The sequence below is a fragment of the Streptomyces sp. Ru71 genome, assembly GCF_002920535.1.
Lineage (GTDB): Bacteria > Actinomycetota > Actinomycetes > Streptomycetales > Streptomycetaceae > Streptomyces.
This window is the reverse complement of record NZ_PQSS01000002.1, coordinates 190338-206025: the sequence shown is the minus strand read 5'-3', so window position 1 is coordinate 206025 and position 15688 is coordinate 190338. Positions and strand designations below refer to the sequence as shown.

Sequence of the window (15688 nt, the reverse complement as noted above, 5' to 3'; positions counted from 1 at the left end):
GTGTTCAAATTCTGAAGGCGGAGGCGTAGGTTCCGCTGAGGATCAGTTCGCGCAACGAAGCGAGTACGCATGCAGACCCCCACATATCTGGCCGCCGAGCTACGGCTCCCCACGAACTGGCTCGACTACACGATCCTCGCGATCTACTTCGTCGTCGTGCTGGGCATCGGCTTCGCCGCCCGGCGCTCGGTGAAGACGAGCCTCGACTTCTTCCTGTCCGGGCGCTCACTGCCCGCGTGGGTGACGGGCCTGGCGTTCATCGCGGCCAACCTCGGCGCCACCGAGATCCTCGGCATGGCCGCCAACAGCGCCCAGTACGGCGTCTACACCACCCACTGGTACTGGATCGGCGCCATCCCGGCGATGGTCTTCCTGGGCCTGGTGATGATGCCCTTCTACTACGGCAGCAAGGTCCGCTCGGTCCCCGAGTTCCTGCTGCTGCGGTTCGACAGGGGCGCGCATCTGCTGAGTTCGATCCTGTTCGCCTTTGCGGCGATCCTGATCGCCGGCGTCAACCTCTACGCCCTCGCGATCGTCGTCGAGGCGCTGCTGGGCTGGCCGCAGTGGGTGGCGATCGTGGTCGCCGGGTTCTTCGTGCTCGCCTACATCACCCTCGGCGGCCTGTCCTCGGCGATCTACAACGAGGTGCTGCAGTTCTTCGTGATCCTCGCCGCGCTCATCCCGATCACCGTGCTCGGTCTGAAGAAGGTCGGCGGCTGGGACGGGCTGTCCGACTCCCTGACCAAGAGCCGCGGCGGTGATTTCCTCACCTCCTGGGGCGGCACCGGCATCGGCCACGCCAACCCGCTCGGCGCCAACTGGCTGACGATCGTGCTGGGCCTCGGCTTCGTGCTCTCCTTCGGCTACTGGACGACCAACTTCGCCGAGGTGCAGCGCGCCCTGTCCGCGAAGAACCTCTCGGCGGCCCAGCGCACGCCGCTGATCGCCGCGTTCCCGAAGATCTTCATCGTGTTCCTGGTGATGATCCCGGGCCTGGTCGCTGCCGTCCTGGTGCCGAAGATCGGTACGTCCGGCTCCGACCTGCAGTACAACGACGCCATCCCGTACCTGATGGAGCAGCTGCTGCCCAACGGCGTGCTCGGCATCGCCGTCACCGGGCTGCTCGCCGCGTTCATGGCCGGCATGGCGGCCAACGTGTCGTCCTTCAACACCGTGTTCACGACCGACATCTGGGCCAAGTACGTGGTCAAGGACCGCGAGGACGTGTACTACGTGCGGTTCGGGCGCCTGATCACCGCGATCGGTGTGCTCGCGTCCATCGGTACGGCGTTCCTGGCCTCGTCGTTCTCGAACATCATGGCCTACCTGCAGACGCTGTTCTCCTTCTTCAACGTCCCGATGTTCGTCGTCTTCATCATCGGCATGTTCTGGAAGCGGGCCTCGATGAAGTCCGGCTTCTGGGGGCTGCTGGCCGGCACGGTGACCGCGATGCTGAACTACTTCTGGATCTACAAGCAGGGCATCATCGACATCCCCTCCGACCAGGGCGCCAACTTCGTCTCCGCGATCGCCGGGTTCGTGGCGGGTGCGGTGGTGATGGTGGTGGTGACGCTGTTCACCAAGCCGAAGCCGGTCGAGGACCTGCAGGGGCTGGTCTACGGCACCCGGTCGCCGGGCATGGCCGAGCCGCCCGCCGCCGGGGACGACGCATGGTACCGGCGGCCGGCGCTGCTGGGCTGGGGTGCGGTGGTGCTGGCCGCCGTCTGCTACATCCCGTTCTCGTTCTGACGGCCGCTGTGACGAAGAGGGAGTTTGAGAGAGCATGAGCGACAATTCCGGGCGTCACGAGTACTCCGAGCGGGATGTGCAGCGTGAGGTGACCGAGCTGGAGGGGAAGTCGGCGACCGCGGCGCGGCTGTTCGACATCCGTCGGATCATCGGGGGGTTGTTCGTCGTCTACGGCGTCATCGTCACGATCACGGGGCTGACGGATTCCGATGCGGCGATCGACAAGGCCCAGGGGGTCAATATCAACCTGTGGACGGGGCTGGGGATGCTGGCCCTGGGTGTCTTCTTCCTGGCCTGGCTGAAGCTGCGGCCTGTGGCTCCGCCGACTCCGGATGAGCCTGTGGAGTAGGGCGGTCGGGGCGCGGGGTGCGTTGCCGGGTGCGGGTACGTCGTGGCCGGTCGCGCAGTTCCCCGCGCCCCTTGGTTGACGTAGCTGCGGGCAGTCGTGCCGCTGGGGCGGCACGGGTGGGCGCTGGGGCCCCCTGCTCGAAGAGCTTGGGGGAGGCACCCCGTCGCGCCGGGTTGCGCTACCCACCCTCGGACCGCCCCAGCCGGCGGTCAGTCGTCCGTGCCGGGGTGCGCAGCCCGTTCCAACAACCCCGTTCTCGCTGCCAGGGCCGCTGCCTCCAGGCGGGAGCCCACCCCCAGTTTCATCAGGACCCGTTGGACATGGGTCCGGGCTGTCGACGGGGCTATCCCCATGCCCGCCGCGATCACCCTCGTGTCCTCGCCGTCGGCGACCCGGACCAGGACCTCCACCTCCCGCGGCGTCAGCATCTGCAGCAGCCGGCGGCCCTCGTCGTCCGGCTGGGCCGCCGGGTTCAGCAGCTCTCCGAACGCCTGCTGCAGCAGCGCCGGCGCCACCGCCGCCTCACCCGTCCGCGCCTTCATGATCGCCCGCTCGACGCCCTCGATGCGCTCGTCGTGCCGGACGTACCCACAGGCCCCCGCCGCGAAGGCCGCGGCGATCCCGTGCGGGTTCGGCACCGGGCCCAGCACGACCACGGCCACCTGCGGCCGCTCCCGCCGCACCCGCACCACCGGGTCGAAGACCCCGGGCTGGGCCGGCGCGGCCGTGCCCAGCAGGCACACCTCCGGCGCCCGCGAGATCATCAGCTCCGCCGCGCCCGCGACGGGCGCCGCCGCGGCGAGCACCCGGTGCCCCCGCAGCTTCAGCGCCGAGGCCAGCGCCTCGGCGTGCAGTCGGTGGTCGTCGACCACCATCAGCCGCACTCCCAAGTAAACCCCCCAGTCCCCCGAGCCATTGCACCCGGAAGCTACACGCTTGTACGACTTCGCGCGCCCCCAACGGAACGAAAAGTGGCCCCGCCCCCTGAGCAGGGGCGGGGCCGCACCGTGCGGATCACCCGGTCGTCAGCGCGTACCGAAGGCGATCGCCAGGTAGTTCTTCTCGCCCGCCGTGGGCTTACGGGCGTACACGTCCGCCATGTACAGGCGGCCGTTGGCGAAAATCAGCTCGGCGTGGTCGGGGAGCATGCTGGTCTCCACGTCCCGCACCGACTCCGTGGCCGGGTTCTCCAGCAGCGTGGTCGCCTTGAAGCTGGTGCCGTCGATGCTGACGATCTGTCCGCCCTTGTCGTACGGCGGCCGCTTGTACGCGATCACGTTGGAGCCGTCCATGCGCAGCGGCGTGTAGGCGTAGCCGTCGCCGGCGTCCGCGCGCTGGCCGGTCTGCTTGCCGGTGGTGAGGTCGAAGGAGACGATCTCGTTGGTGCGGCCGTGGTCGCCGGTGCCGTCGTGCTCCTCGGTGGAGACGTACAGCTTGCCGTTGCCGACCACCAGGCCGTGGCAGTTCTCGACCTCGTCGAGGGTGTCGCAGTCCTCCGCGTATCCGTCGCCGGACAGGGAGATGCGCGCCTTGAGCTGCCCGTTGGTGTTGTCGATGGAGAAGATGTCCGACACCCCGCTGCCGTTGCCGGTGTCACCGACGTCGGCGCCGACGACGAGCGGGTTGCTGGAGACGATGGCCGCGTCCTCGATGCCCGGGGACATCTTGTAGTCGGAGAACACCTTCCCGGACTTCGGGTCGATGGTCTGGATGTGGACCGTCGGGTTGTCGTACGACCCGCACTTGCGCACCGCGACCAGCTTCTCGCCACCGCCGTAGCCGGCGTCCTCGCAGGTGTCGGCCGGCTTCGGGGCCCACAGGGCCGCGCCGGAGGTCGCGTCCCAGGCGGCGCCGCCGTCCAGGCCGCCCGCGGCGATGGTGCCGCCGCTGAGGGTGACGTTGTCGAACGTGGCGAGCTCGTCGCCGTTCTTCGCGGTCTTCGTCCACAGCTTGCGGCCGGTCGTCAGGTCGATGGCCGCGACCTGGCTGCAGCCGTGCGACGGCTTGTCCTTGGTCGGCATCGCCGGCTCGTAGACGACGGCCGCCTTGCCGTCGGCGGAGGCGTACTTGCTGGCCGTGCACACCGGGCCGGACAGCGGGATCTTCCACATCGGGGAGCCCTTGACGGGGTCGTAGCCGACGATCTCGGCGGCGCCGGTCTTGGCGTACACCTTGTCGGTGAGCCAGGAGCCGTTCACGCTCATGCTGTCGTCGTCCGCGACCGGCGGCATCGGCACCTGGAACAGCACATGGGACGCGGGGTTGTCGGGCGCCTTCTCGCTGCCGCCACCGCCGCCCTTGTCGCCGCCGGTGCTGGAGTGGGCGGTGGGCTCGTTGCCGTCGTCCTTGGAGCTGGAGTACCAGACGCCGCCGCCGATGATCAGCGCGATGGCGGCGACCGCGGAGACGATGATCGCCACGTTGGGGTTGATCTTCCGCCCGCCGCCGGTGGTGGCGGCCTGCGGCTGCTGCGGCGTCGTCTGCTGCGGGTAGCCGTAACCGGGCTGCTGCCCGTACGGCGGCTGCGGCTGGCCCGGGTAGCCGTAACCGGGCTGCGGCTGGGGCGGCGTGGGGGCCTGGCCCGGCGCCTGGCCGGCCTGCGGGTAGCCGTAGCCGGGCGCGGGCTGCTGCCCGGGCATGGGTGGCGGAGGCGTCTGCGGAGCCTGCGGAGCCGGGGGCTGCTGCGGGGCGCCCTGCGGCTGCTGCGGGTACTGCGGCGCACCCTGCGGCTGCTGCGGGTAGCCGTAACCCGGCGCCGGCTGCGGGCCCTTGTCCAGGCTCGGGGGTACCGGCGCGGCGGCGGGCGGGGTGTGCGGGGCGGCCGGCGGAGCCTGCGGCGGCTGGGCGGGCTGCGGCGTGCCGTAGCCACCCTGCTGCGGAGACTGCGGGGGCTGCGGCGGCTGCGGCGGCTGCTGGTCCTGGGGCGGGCCGAAGCCACCCCCCTGCTGCGGGGGCTGGTTCGGGGGCGGGGGCGGCTGGGTCATGACGTGGAATACCTCAGGTCGGACGACGAAGGTCGTCGGCGGGGCGGACGGGTGGAGAGGCGGACGCGACAGCGGGGCCCGGCAACGGGCCCCGCGTCAGGCTCACTTGCCGAAGGCGAGCATCAGCTTCTCCTTGGCGTCGTCGTCGCCGCCCAGCCGGGTGGTCGCGATGTAGAAGCGACCGTCGACCCAGTCGTAGGTCTTGTCGAAGAAGCCGTTCTCGATCTCCGCGGTGGCCGCGGGCATCTGCAGCAGCTTGGCCGGCTGGTGCGCGGTGCCCGCCGTCGGGACGCCCACGACCTGGCCGCCCGCGTCGTAGGACGGCTCGACGTAGGCGACGAGCTGGCCGCCGCCGACGTGCATCGGCAGCATCGACTCGTCCGCCGGGGACTTCACGCGCCACTTCTCCTTGCCGTTGGCGAGGCTGATGGCGACGACCTCGTTGGCTCCGGTGGTGGCGTCGGTGGGCAGGTAGAGCGTGTCGGCGTCGGCGGCGGTGCCCGCGCAGCCCTGCAGGTTGCGCTGGAAGATGCTCCAGCCGCACTGGAAGTCGAACTTCTCGTCCACGTTGACGTGGGTGCGCAGCTTGCCGTCGGCGCCCAGGACCACCATGTCCCAGACCTTCTTGTCCTCGTTGGTGAGGTAGACGACCAGCGGGTCCATCGAGAAGACCTTCTTGGCCTCCCAGCCCTTCTCCAGCGGCTGGGTCCACAGCACGGCCCCGGTCTTGGGGTTGAGGCCCTGCAGTTCCTCGTGCTCGTTGGACGTCATGGCGCCGCAGCTGGCGACCTGGATCAGCTTGGTCGGGCTGCCCGCGAAGGCGGCCGGGAAGCAGGCGTCGCCGTAGCGCTTCTTGTCGTACAGCTTGTGGCCGCTGTGCACGTCGAGGGCGACGCCGGACTGGGAGCGGCCGATCATCAGCGTGTCACCGGCCAGCACCAGTTCGACGTTGAGGGTGCTGTCGAACAGGGCGCCGTCGTCGATCGAGCCGGTCCAGCCCTTCTGGCCGGTGGCGAGGTCGATCTCCTGGAGCTGGTTGCACTTGGCGCGCTCGCTGGTGCCGCTCATGTACGCGACGATGATCTTGTTCTGGGCCGTCTTCTCGCGGGTGGCGGCGCAGATCTTCGACGCGAAGGTGATGGGTGCCCAGGCGGGCTTGCCGTCGGAGATGTTGTAGCCGAAGACCTGCTTGTACGCGGCCTTGACGGCGACCTTGTCGGTGATCCACAGGCCCGGGGCGTCGGCGCCGCCCTTGGGCGCGTCGGGCGCCGACTCGTACCACAGCACCTTCGCCTCGCCGGGCTGGCGGCCGGCGTTGAGGTCCTCGGGGTCGTCGCCGCCGCGGCCACCGGGGGTGTCGCCGCTGCTCTCGGAACCGGACGGCTTGGGGTCGTCGCTCTGCTGGGCGACCGGCTTCTTCGGGTCGTCGTCGCCGCTGACCGCCCACACCGTGCCGCCGATGACCAGCAGCGCGGCGACGGCCGCGCCGATGATGGCGAGCGGCTTGCCCTTGAGGCCCTTCCCGCCGCCGAGGGCCGGCGGCGGGGTGCCGGGCGCCCCGGGGAACTGCGGCTGCGGCGGGTAGCCGTACCCGGGCTGCGGCTGGCCGTACGGGCCGGGCTGCTGCGGCGGGCTGTACGGGCCGGGCTGCTGGCCGTACGGGCCGGGCGCGGGCGGCGTGCCGGGGGCGCCCGGTGCCGCGTAGGGTCCGCTCGGCTGGGCGTAGGGCCCGGGCTGCTGCGGGTAGCCGTACCCCGGCTGCGGTGCGCCGGCGGGCGGGGTCTGCGGTGGAGGCGGCGTCTGTGGTGCGCCGGCCGGCGGGGGTGGCGGGCTCTGCGGAGCGCCGAACCCGCCACCGCCCTGCGGTGGCTGGTCCTGCGGTGGGCCGAACCCACCCTGCTGCGGCGGCTGGTTGGGCGGCTGAGTCATCAGCGTCTCCCCCTACCTCACTGATTTTCACCCACGCCCTGAGGTACGCGATGGACCCAGAGTCGTTCGACAGACAGTTCTCAGACGGCCCTTTCTATCACCCGCCGCCGACAGTCCACCGGAGTCGGCCCACGGCTGTACCGAACGGAGGACCGGCCCGTGATGCCCTTGTTACGCGCCTTCACGCCCCCTTCACGCGACCTGCGCGCCGGGCGCATGCGCCGCCGAACGGTCAGGCGTCCTCGGCCAGTTCCAGCCAGCGCAGCTCCAGCTCCTCGCGCTGGCCGGCCAGCTCCCGCAGTTCGGCGTCGAGTTCGGCGACCTTCCCGAAGTCCGTGGCGTTCTCGGCGATCCGCGCGTGCAGCTTGGTCTCCTTCTCGGAGATCTTGTCCAGCTGCCGCTCGATCTTCTGCAGTTCCTTCTTCGCGGCACGCTGGTCGGCGGCGCTCTTCTCGGTGCCGGCCGGCTTGGGCGCGGTGGGGGCGGCCTGCGCGGCGACCGCCTCCTCCATGCGCTTGCGCCGCTCCAGGTACTCGTCGATGCCGCGCGGCAGCATGCGCAGGGTGCCGTCACCGAGCAGGGCGAAGACGCGGTCGGTGGTGCGCTCCACGAAGAACCGGTCGTGGGAGATGACGATCATCGAGCCGGGCCAGCCGTCGAGGAGGTCCTCCAGCTGGGTGAGGGTCTCGATGTCGAGGTCGTTGGTGGGCTCGTCGAGGAAGAGGACGTTGGGCTCGTCCATCAGCAGCCGCAGCAGCTGCAGCCGGCGCCGCTCACCGCCGGAGAGGTCCCCGACCGGCGTCCACTGCTTCTCCTTGTTGAAGCCGAACGTCTCGCACAGCTGCCCGGCGGTCATCTCGCGGCCCTTGCCGAGGTCGACGCGCTCGCGGACCTGCTGCACGGCCTCCAGCACCCGGGTGTTCGGGTCGAGTTCGGCGACCTCCTGGGAGAGGTAGGCGAGCTTGACGGTCCTGCCGACGGCGATCCGGCCGCCCGCGGGCTGCGTCTCGCCCTCGGTGCGCGCGGCGGCGGCCATCGCCCGCAGGAGGGAGGTCTTGCCGGCGCCGTTGACGCCGACCAGGCCGATGCGATCGCCCGGGCCGAGCTGCCAGGTCACGTGCTTCAGCAGGACCTTGGGCCCGGCCTGGACGGTCACGTCCTCCAGGTCGAAGACGGTCTTGCCGAGCCGGGAGGAGGCGAACTTCATCAGCTCGCTGGTGTCCCGGGGCGGCGGCACGTCCTTGATCAGCTCGTTGGCGGCCTCGACGCGGAAGCGCGGCTTGGAGGTGCGCGCGGGGGCGCCGCGCCGCAGCCAGGCCAGCTCCTTGCGGACCAGGTTCTGCCGCTTGGCCTCCTCGGTCGCGGCGATGCGCTCACGCTCGGCCCGGGCGAAGACGTAGTCGGAGTAGCCGCCCTCGTACTCGTAGACGTCACCGCGCTGCACGTCCCACATGCGGGTGCAGACCTGGTCCAGGAACCAGCGGTCGTGGGTGACGCACACCAGCGCCGAGCGGCGGTTGCGCAGGTGCTCGGCCAGCCACGCGATGCCCTCGACGTCGAGGTGGTTGGTGGGCTCGTCCAGGACGATCAGGTCCTGCTCCTCGATGAGCAGCTTGGCCAGCGCGATACGGCGCCGCTCGCCACCGGAGAGCGGGCCGATGACGGTGTCCAGGCCCTTGGGGAAGCCCGGCAGGTCCAGCCCGCCGAACAGCCCGGTGAGCACGTCGCGGACCTTGGCGTTGCCCGCCCACTCGTGGTCGGCCATGTCGCCGATGACCTCGTGGCGGACGGTCGCCTCCGGGTCGAGGGAGTCGTGCTGGGTGAGCACGCCGAGCCGCAGCCCGCCGGAGTGGGTGACCCGGCCGGTGTCGGCCTCCTCCAGCTTGGCGAGCATCCGGATCAGGGTGGTCTTGCCGTCGCCGTTGCGGCCGACGACGCCGATCCGGTCCCCCTCGGACACGCCGAGCGACACACCGTCCAGCAGGGCACGGGTGCCGTACACCTTGCTGACGTTCTCGACATTGACCAGGTTGACGGCCATTTCACTCCTGCCCGGGGGGATCGATCAGCCTTCAAGCGTAGGCCCTGCGGGGTGGGGAGCGGCGCGCGCGGGGTCGGTCACTCTTCGTGATGACGTGATCGGGATGCGGCGGCTACCGTGGAGGGCAGGCAGCAGGATCCCGTCCATGGGAGGAACCATGACCGCCGAGTCCGTGAAGCACCAGGGCCAGTGGCCGGTGCCGCCGCCGGACGGCTACACCGTGGACGACCTGTTCACGCTGCCCGATCTCCCGCCGCACACCGAGCTGATCGACGGGAGCCTCGTTTTCGTGAGTCCGCAGCGCCGCTTCCACTACCTGGTGGTCAATCTGCTGTTCAACGGCCTGTGCAGTTCTCTCGGGCCAGAGTTCAGTGTCGAGCGAGAGATGACCGTCCTCCTCGACAACCGAAATGGGCCTGAGCCGGATGTCAGCGTGGTCCGAGCCGACGCGGTCACCGGGCTGGACCAGACGAGTTTCCAGGCCGAGGATGTCCTGCTTGCTGTAGAGGTCGTCTCGCCCGACTCGGAATCTCGCGACCGTACGACCAAACCGCAGAAGTACGCCGCCGCGGGGATCCCCAATTTCTGGCGCGTCGAGCAGAACGGAACCACCGGCGGGCCCGTGATCCATGTCTACGAACTCGACCCACTCACCAAGTCATACGTGCACATGGGCATGCACCGCGACCGGATCAAGGTCGACAAGCCGGCCCCCATCGACATCGATGTGACCGCCATCGACAGCCTCTGAACCGTCAGAGAACCGTCGCCCCCGGCACCGCCCCCGAAGCCACCCGCACGCTCCGGCACGTGCCGGACTCCCGCAGCGCCTCCGCCACCGCATCGGCGGAGGCGCCGTCGCGCACCAGGAACGCCGTGGTCGGGCCGGACCCGGAGACCAGCCCGACGAGCGCTCCCGCCGAGCGGCCCACCGCCAGGGTCTCCGCCAGCTCGGGATAGAGGGACAGCGCGGCCGGCTGCAAATCATTGGTGACCGCTGCCGCCAGCGCCTCCGCGTCGCCCTTGGCCAGGGCGTCGAGCACGTCCTCCGACGCCACCGGCTCCGGGATCTCCCGTCCCTCCGTCAGCCGGTCGAACTCGCGGAACACCGCCGGTGTGGACAGCCCCCGCTCGGCCATCGCGAACACCCAGTGGAAGGTGCCGCCGGTCTCCAGCGGCGTCAGCTTCTCGCCGCGCCCGACGCCCAGCGCCGCCCCGCCGACCAGGCTGAACGGCACGTCGCTGCCCAGCTCGGCGCAGATGGCCAGCAGCTCCTCGCGGGTGGCGCCGGTGTTCCACAGCGCCTCGCAGGCCAGCAGGGCGCCCGCGCCGTCCGCGCTGCCGCCCGCCATGCCGCCGGCGACCGGGATGTCCTTGGCGATGTGCAGGTGCACGGCCGGCTCGATGCCCGCGCGGGCGGCGAGCGCGATCGCCGCGCGTGCGGCGAGGTTGGTGCGGTCCAGCGGGACCTGACCGGCGTCCGGCCCCTCGCAGGTCACCCGCAGCTCGGCGGCCGGGGTCACCGTGACCTCGTCGTAGAGGCCGACCGCCAGGAAGACGTTGGCCAGGTCGTGGAAGCCGTCGGGGCGGGCGGCGCCCACGGCGAGCTGGACGTTGACCTTGGCCGGGACGCGGACGGTGACGCTCACTTAGGCCTGCTCCTTGTGCTCGGCGATCCGCGCGAACTCCTCCACGGTCAGGGACTCCCCGCGGGCCTGCGGGGACACGCCCGCCGCGACCAGCGCCGCCTCGGCCGCCGCAGCCGACCCGGCCCAGCCCGCGAGCGCCGCGCGCAGCGTCTTGCGGCGCTGGGCGAAGGCCGCGTCGACCACCGCGAAGACCTCCCGCTTGGAGGCCGTCGTCTTGATCGGCTCGGTGCGCCGGACCAGGGAGACCAGCCCGCTGTCCACGTTCGGCGCGGGCCAGAAGACGTTGCGGCCGATCGCGCCGGCCCGCTTGACCTCGGCGTACCAGTTGGCCTTCACGGACGGCACGCCGTACACCTTCGAGCCGGGTCCGGCGGCGAGCCGGTCGGCGACCTCGGACTGGACCATGACCAGGGTGCGCTCGATGCTCGGGAAGGTGTCGAGCATGTGCAGCAGCACGGGTACGGCCACGTTGTAGGGCAGGTTGGCGACCAGCGCGGTGGGCGGCGGGCCGGGCAGCTCGGTGACGTGCATCGCGTCGGAGTGCACCAGCGCGAACCGCTCGGCCCGCTCCGGCATCCGCGCGGCGATCGTCGCGGGCAGCGCGGCCGCGAGCACGTCGTCGATCTCGACGGCGGTGACCCGGTCGGCGACCTCCAGCAGGGCGAGGGTCAGGGAGCCGAGCCCCGGGCCGACCTCGACGACCACGTCCTCGGGCCGGACCTCGGCGGTGCGGACGATCCGGCGGACCGTGTTGGCGTCGATGACGAAGTTCTGTCCGCGCTGCTTGGTGGGGCGCACGCCGAGGGCGCCCGCCAGCTCGCGGATGTCGGCGGGACCCAGCAGGGCGTCCGGGGTGGGGCTGCTCACGGGACAAGGGTACGGGGGTGCGCGGACCCGGCCGGCCAGGGCCGCTCAGCCGTGCAGCCGGGCCCCGCAGTGCGGCCAGGGGCTCGCGCCGCGCCGCAGGTACAGCTTCTTCGCCCGGTACGTCTGCTCCGCCGCGGGCGCGTCCTGCGGGCGGCCGCTGCCGCCCAGGGCGTGCCAGGTGCGGGTGTCGAACTGGTACAGCCCGCCGTACGTGCCCGACGCGTCCACCGCGTCCGGACGGCCGCCGGACTCGCAGACCGCGAGGGACTGCCAGTTCAGCTGGTCGGCGCCCCGCACCGAGGTCGGCAGCGGTTTCGTGCCCACCCGCACCACCTGCGTACGCGGCTCGCGCACCACCTCGCTGCGCTCGCGCCGCGGTTTGAGCCGTACGCCGTTGACGGTCCGCAGGGTGTACGTCACCCGGCGCAGGCCGGGGCGGCCCTGCTGCTCGACGACCTCGGTGCCCTTGAACAGGGACGGGTCGTCGGTGCGGCGCTCCCGGAACGGGATCGGCTCCTCCCGCACCTCCCGGCTGCCGGTGATCCTCAGCACGGTCACGGTCTGCCCGTCGCGCGGGAAGCTGCCCGGCGCGACGGAGGTGGTGTCCTGGCCGCGCAGGGTGAAGCCGGCCTCCTCCACGGCCTCGCGCACGGTCGCGGCGTTGGTGCGGACGGTGCGGGCCTGCCCGTCCGCCATGACGGTCACGGCGCGTTCGGTGCGCACGTCCAGGGCGAGCCCGGCGCGTCCGATGCGCTGGGAGCGCGCGGCGGACAGATAGGCGCCCTCCGCCCGCACCCCGAGCTGGCGCAGCGCCGCCTCCACGGTGTGGGCCGTCGTCCACACCTCGCGGCGGTGCCCGTCGATGGTGAGCCGCACGGGGCGGGCGTGGTGGACGGCGATCTCGTCACCGCTGGCCAGCGGTTCGCCGGGGGCGGGGGCGATCACGTCGTGCTCGCCCACCTCGACGCCCTCTTGCGCGAGCAGGTCGGTCACGTCGTCGGCGAAGGTGTGCAGGGTGCGCGGCCGGCCGCCGTCGACGCTCAGCTCGACCGCCTTGTCCTGGGCGACGAAGGCGGTGGTGCCGCCGGCCAGGAAGGCGACGACGAGGGCGCGCGGGAGCAGGCGGCGCACGGAGCCGTCCACGCGCTCGGCGTACCGCGCCCTGCGCCGGCGCGCGGCCCTGCGGTTCGCAACGGTTCGCGGGGCGGGGGTGGCGGTGGGAGCAGGGACCGGGGCCGTGGTGGCGGGGATCGGGGCCGTGGGGGCGTCGTACACCTCGCCGTACCCCAGGGTCTCGGCCGTGTACGGGTCGAAGGCGGGGTCCTGCGGCGGATACGGCGGCTGCGGCTGCCCCCACTGCGGCGCCGCCTCGTGCCACTGCGCCTGCGGCTCCGCGTCCTCCCGGCGCGGACGCGGCTGATACGGCGAGTACTGCGGGTACGCGTACGGGGAGTTGTTCACGCCGCCACTCCAGGGTCCGAGAGGTCCGGATCGGGCCCAGAACCTAGCGGAGCCGCGGTCACTCTCCAAAGCGGCGCGGCTACCGAGGGTGGCGAACAGATGGCCAGTGGCGGTCAGTAGCCGAAGGCCCGGGCGGTGTTCGCCCCGAGGGCGCCCGCGAGCGTGTCCTCGTCGACGCCGCGCACGGCCGCCATGGCCCGCACGGTGACCGGGACCAGGTAGGGCGCGTTGGGGCGGCCGCGGTAGGGCACGGGCGTGAGGAAGGGCGCGTCGGTCTCGACCAGGACCAGCTCCAGCGGGGCGACGGCGAGGGCGTCGCGCAGGTTCTGGGCGTTCTTGAAGGTGACGTTCCCGGCGAACGACATGTAGTAGCCCGCGCTCGCGCAGACCTTGGCCATCTCGGCGTCCCCGGAGTAGCAGTGGAAGACCGTCCGCTCGGGGGCGCCCTCCTCCTTCAGCACGCGCAGCACGTCGGCGTGGGCGTCGCGGTCGTGGATGACGAGGGTCTTGCCGTGCCGCTTGGCGATCTCGATGTGGGCGCGGAAGGACCGCTCCTGCGCCTCCTTGCCCTCCGGGCCGGTGCGGAAGTAGTCCAGGCCGGTCTCGCCGACGCCCTTGACCTGCGGGAGTGCGGCCAGCCGGTCGATCTCGGCGAGCGCCTCGTCCAGGGCCGCGTCCCCGCCGGCCTGCCGGGCGCCCTGCCGGGACCACCCGTCGGGGTCGCCGTGGACGATGCGCGGGGCCTCGTTCGGGTGGAGGGCGACCGTGGCGTGGACGGCGTCGTAGCGCGCCGCGGTCTCGGCGGCCCAGCGCGAGCCGGCCAGGTCGCAGCCGACCTGCACGACCTGGGTCACGCCCACCGAGGCGGCCTTCGCCAGCGCCTCCTCGACCGTGCGGGACTGCATGTCGAGGTGGGTGTGGGAGTCGGCGACGGGGACCCGCAGGGGCTCCGGGAGGGGCGGCGCGGCGTTCTTGTCGCGCGGGTCGGCCGGGTCGGGGGCGTTCGAAGGCATGCCCCGATCCTACGAAAGGGGCATGCCCGGCTCCCCATGCGTGTGACGCGGGACTCAGACCGCCTTGCGGTGGAAGACGTGGAGGAGGTCGGACAGGTGCCAGTGGTGCGGCTCCTTGGGCTGCGCCTGCTCGGCGGCCTGCTCCGCGACCGTCGTCGGTGCCTCGACCGGTCCCGCCGGGGGCGCGAGGCGGTGTGCCGCCGACGTCACACGGCCGGGCCGCATGATGCGGACCACATGGCTGTCGCAGTGCTGGCACCGGGGCCGTTGCAGCGGCGACGGCACGACGCGGCCGTCGACGACGTACATCACGACGTCCTGGCCGTCGGCGTCCGTGTGGTGCTCTATCTCGTACGACTGCTCCCAGCCGAGGCCGCAGCGCATGCAGGCGAAGGAATAGGACTCGTGAACGACGGCCTTCGCGGCGCTGCGCAGGCTCGTCCGCCCGGTGATCTCACTCATGCCAGCTCCTGTTGTCCGCTGGATGGGGCTGTGCGTCCCTTCATCAAGTGGACGCCTCCCTGTCCGGAAACGCACGGGTCCTGTCGAGTCATGGACCCGATTTGGAGCTTCCTTGCCGAAAGCGACCTGTTCGGTGCGTTTGGCCTTTGCCTTCGACGACGGCCGTTTACCCCGCCATGGGGCGCACGCTCAGCCGAGATGCGCCCTGCTCAGAGGGGTTTCACGCCCCCTCGCCGAGCGCCCCGGGGTCGAGCGCCCGGGGCCGAAGGTTCACGCCCCCTCGCCGAGTGCCCCCGCGTTCTTCGCCGCCACCACCGCGTCGAACACCTGCCGCTTGGGCAGCCCGGCCTCGGCCGCGACCGCCGCGATGGCCTCCTTGCGGCGCTCCCCGGCCTCCTCGCGCACGCGCACCCGGCGCACGAGTTCCTCCGCGCCCACCTCCTGCGCGCCCCGCTCGGGCGCCCCCTCCACGACGACGGTGATCTCGCCGCGCACGCCCTCGGCCGCCCACGCCGCCAGCTCGCCGAGCGGGCCCCGCTTGACCTCCTCGTACGTCTTGGTCAGCTCCCGGCACACCGCCGCGCGCCGCTCGGCGCCGAACACCTCGGCCATCGCGGCGAGGGTGTCGTCGAGCCGGTGCGGGGCCTCGAAGTAGACCAGCGTCCGCCGCTCCTCGGCGACCTCGCGCAGCCGTCCCAGCCGCTCGCCCGCCTTGCGGGGCAGGAACCCCTCGAAGCAGAACCGGTCGACGGGCAGCCCGGACAGCGCCAGCGCGGTGAGCACGGCGGACGGCCCGGGCACGGCGGTGACCTTGACGTCCTTCTCGACGGCGGCGGCGACCAGCCGGTAGCCGGGGTCGGACACGGACGGCATGCCCGCGTCGGTGACCAGCAGCACCCGGGCGCCGCCCAGCAGCTCCTCGACCAGTTCGGGCGTACGGGCGGACTCGTTGCCCTCGAAGTACGACACGACACGCCCCTTGGGTGTCACCCCGAGGGCCTGCGTCAAACGCCTGAGCCTGCGCGTGTCCTCGGCGGCGACCACGTCCGCACCGGCCAGCTCCTCCGCCAGCCGGGGCGGCGCGTCCGCGATGTCGCCGATGGGGGTGCCCGCCAAAACAAGGGTTCCAGTCACGCCCCCATCCTCCCAGGACGCGCCGGGCCGGGGCGCATCCCGGCCATGCA

13 protein-coding genes are annotated in these 15688 nt (G+C 71.9%); 3 read left to right on the top strand and 10 right to left on the bottom strand.

Annotated elements, in window-relative coordinates:
* Positions 1-69 precede the first annotated feature (69 nt).
* A complete protein-coding gene (locus tag C3489_RS02180) occupies positions 70-1749 on the top strand; it encodes a sodium:solute symporter family protein (protein ID WP_103779220.1) in 1680 nt (559 codons plus the stop codon).
* A gap of 34 nt (positions 1750-1783) precedes the next feature.
* Positions 1784-2098, top strand: a complete 315-nt coding sequence (locus C3489_RS02175) for a hypothetical protein (protein WP_103779218.1) — start codon at positions 1784-1786, stop codon at positions 2096-2098.
* A gap of 209 nt (positions 2099-2307) precedes the next feature.
* Here the strand turns inward: C3489_RS02175 and C3489_RS02170 are convergent, their stop codons facing one another.
* From C3489_RS02170 to C3489_RS02155, 4 genes are all read right to left on the bottom strand, one after another.
* Positions 2308-2973: a response regulator transcription factor gene (locus C3489_RS02170; protein ID WP_258054531.1), complete on the bottom strand. Its 666-nt coding sequence runs from the start codon at positions 2971-2973 to the stop codon at positions 2308-2310.
* 150 nt (positions 2974-3123) lie between these two features.
* The gene (locus C3489_RS02165; protein WP_103779214.1) at positions 3124-5082 is read right to left on the bottom strand and encodes a PQQ-binding-like beta-propeller repeat protein; all 1959 of its coding nucleotides are present in this window, start codon (positions 5080-5082) and stop codon (positions 3124-3126) included.
* A gap of 102 nt (positions 5083-5184) precedes the next feature.
* Positions 5185-7011 carry a PQQ-binding-like beta-propeller repeat protein gene (locus tag C3489_RS02160; protein ID WP_103779212.1) on the bottom strand — a complete coding sequence of 609 codons (1827 nt, stop codon included), beginning with the start codon at positions 7009-7011 and terminating at the stop codon, positions 5185-5187.
* A 232-nt stretch (positions 7012-7243) separates the two neighbouring features.
* Complete coding sequence (locus C3489_RS02155) at positions 7244-9052, bottom strand: ABC-F family ATP-binding cassette domain-containing protein (protein ID WP_103779210.1); 1809 nt, start codon at positions 9050-9052, stop codon at positions 7244-7246.
* Between the two features lie 157 nt (positions 9053-9209).
* Between C3489_RS02155 and C3489_RS02150 the strand changes: the two genes are divergently transcribed.
* On the top strand, positions 9210-9803 hold the full coding sequence (locus C3489_RS02150; protein WP_103779208.1) for a Uma2 family endonuclease: 594 nt from the start codon (positions 9210-9212) through the stop codon (positions 9801-9803).
* Between the two features lie 4 nt (positions 9804-9807).
* Here C3489_RS02150 and C3489_RS02145 read toward each other — a convergent pair whose 3' ends face one another.
* The 6 genes from C3489_RS02145 to rsmI all read right to left on the bottom strand — a co-directional run bounded on the left by C3489_RS02145 (position 9808) and on the right by rsmI (position 15638).
* On the bottom strand, positions 9808-10701 hold the full coding sequence (locus tag C3489_RS02145; RefSeq protein WP_103779206.1) for a 4-(cytidine 5'-diphospho)-2-C-methyl-D-erythritol kinase: 894 nt from the start codon (positions 10699-10701) through the stop codon (positions 9808-9810).
* Positions 10702-11568 carry a 16S rRNA (adenine(1518)-N(6)/adenine(1519)-N(6))-dimethyltransferase RsmA gene (rsmA, locus tag C3489_RS02140; protein ID WP_103779204.1) on the bottom strand — a complete coding sequence of 289 codons (867 nt, stop codon included), beginning with the start codon at positions 11566-11568 and terminating at the stop codon, positions 10702-10704. It abuts the gene before it with no gap.
* Positions 11569-11613: 45 nt separating this feature from the next.
* Positions 11614-13029 carry a resuscitation-promoting factor gene (locus C3489_RS02135; RefSeq protein ID WP_103779202.1) on the bottom strand — a complete coding sequence of 472 codons (1416 nt, stop codon included), beginning with the start codon at positions 13027-13029 and terminating at the stop codon, positions 11614-11616.
* Between the two features lie 113 nt (positions 13030-13142).
* The gene (locus C3489_RS02130) at positions 13143-14042 is read right to left on the bottom strand and encodes a TatD family hydrolase (RefSeq protein ID WP_103779200.1); all 900 of its coding nucleotides are present in this window, start codon (positions 14040-14042) and stop codon (positions 13143-13145) included.
* A gap of 54 nt (positions 14043-14096) precedes the next feature.
* A complete protein-coding gene (locus C3489_RS02125; RefSeq protein WP_103779198.1) occupies positions 14097-14504 on the bottom strand; it encodes a hypothetical protein in 408 nt (135 codons plus the stop codon).
* A gap of 270 nt (positions 14505-14774) precedes the next feature.
* The gene (gene rsmI / locus C3489_RS02120; RefSeq protein WP_103779196.1) at positions 14775-15638 is read right to left on the bottom strand and encodes a 16S rRNA (cytidine(1402)-2'-O)-methyltransferase; all 864 of its coding nucleotides are present in this window, start codon (positions 15636-15638) and stop codon (positions 14775-14777) included.
* Positions 15639-15688: the final 50 nt, after the last annotated feature.

Excerpts from the sequence above, each read along its gene's own strand:
- C3489_RS02180 (WP_103779220.1), top strand. The coding sequence starts at position 70 with ATGCAGACCCCCACATATCTGGCCGCCGAGCTACGGCTCCCCACGAAC.
- C3489_RS02175 (WP_103779218.1), top strand. The coding sequence starts at position 1,784 with ATGAGCGACAATTCCGGGCGTCACGAGTACTCCGAGCGGGATGTGCAG.
- C3489_RS02170 (WP_258054531.1), bottom strand. The coding sequence starts at position 2,973 with ATGGTGGTCGACGACCACCGACTGCACGCCGAGGCGCTGGCCTCGGCG.
- C3489_RS02165 (WP_103779214.1), bottom strand. The coding sequence starts at position 5,082 with ATGACCCAGCCGCCCCCGCCCCCGAACCAGCCCCCGCAGCAGGGGGGT.
- C3489_RS02160 (WP_103779212.1), bottom strand. The coding sequence starts at position 7,011 with ATGACTCAGCCGCCCAACCAGCCGCCGCAGCAGGGTGGGTTCGGCCCA.
- C3489_RS02155 (WP_103779210.1), bottom strand. The coding sequence starts at position 9,052 with ATGGCCGTCAACCTGGTCAATGTCGAGAACGTCAGCAAGGTGTACGGC.
- C3489_RS02150 (WP_103779208.1), top strand. The coding sequence starts at position 9,210 with ATGACCGCCGAGTCCGTGAAGCACCAGGGCCAGTGGCCGGTGCCGCCG.
- C3489_RS02130 (WP_103779200.1), bottom strand. The coding sequence starts at position 14,042 with ATGCCTTCGAACGCCCCCGACCCGGCCGACCCGCGCGACAAGAACGCC.
- C3489_RS02125 (WP_103779198.1), bottom strand. The coding sequence starts at position 14,504 with ATGAGTGAGATCACCGGGCGGACGAGCCTGCGCAGCGCCGCGAAGGCC.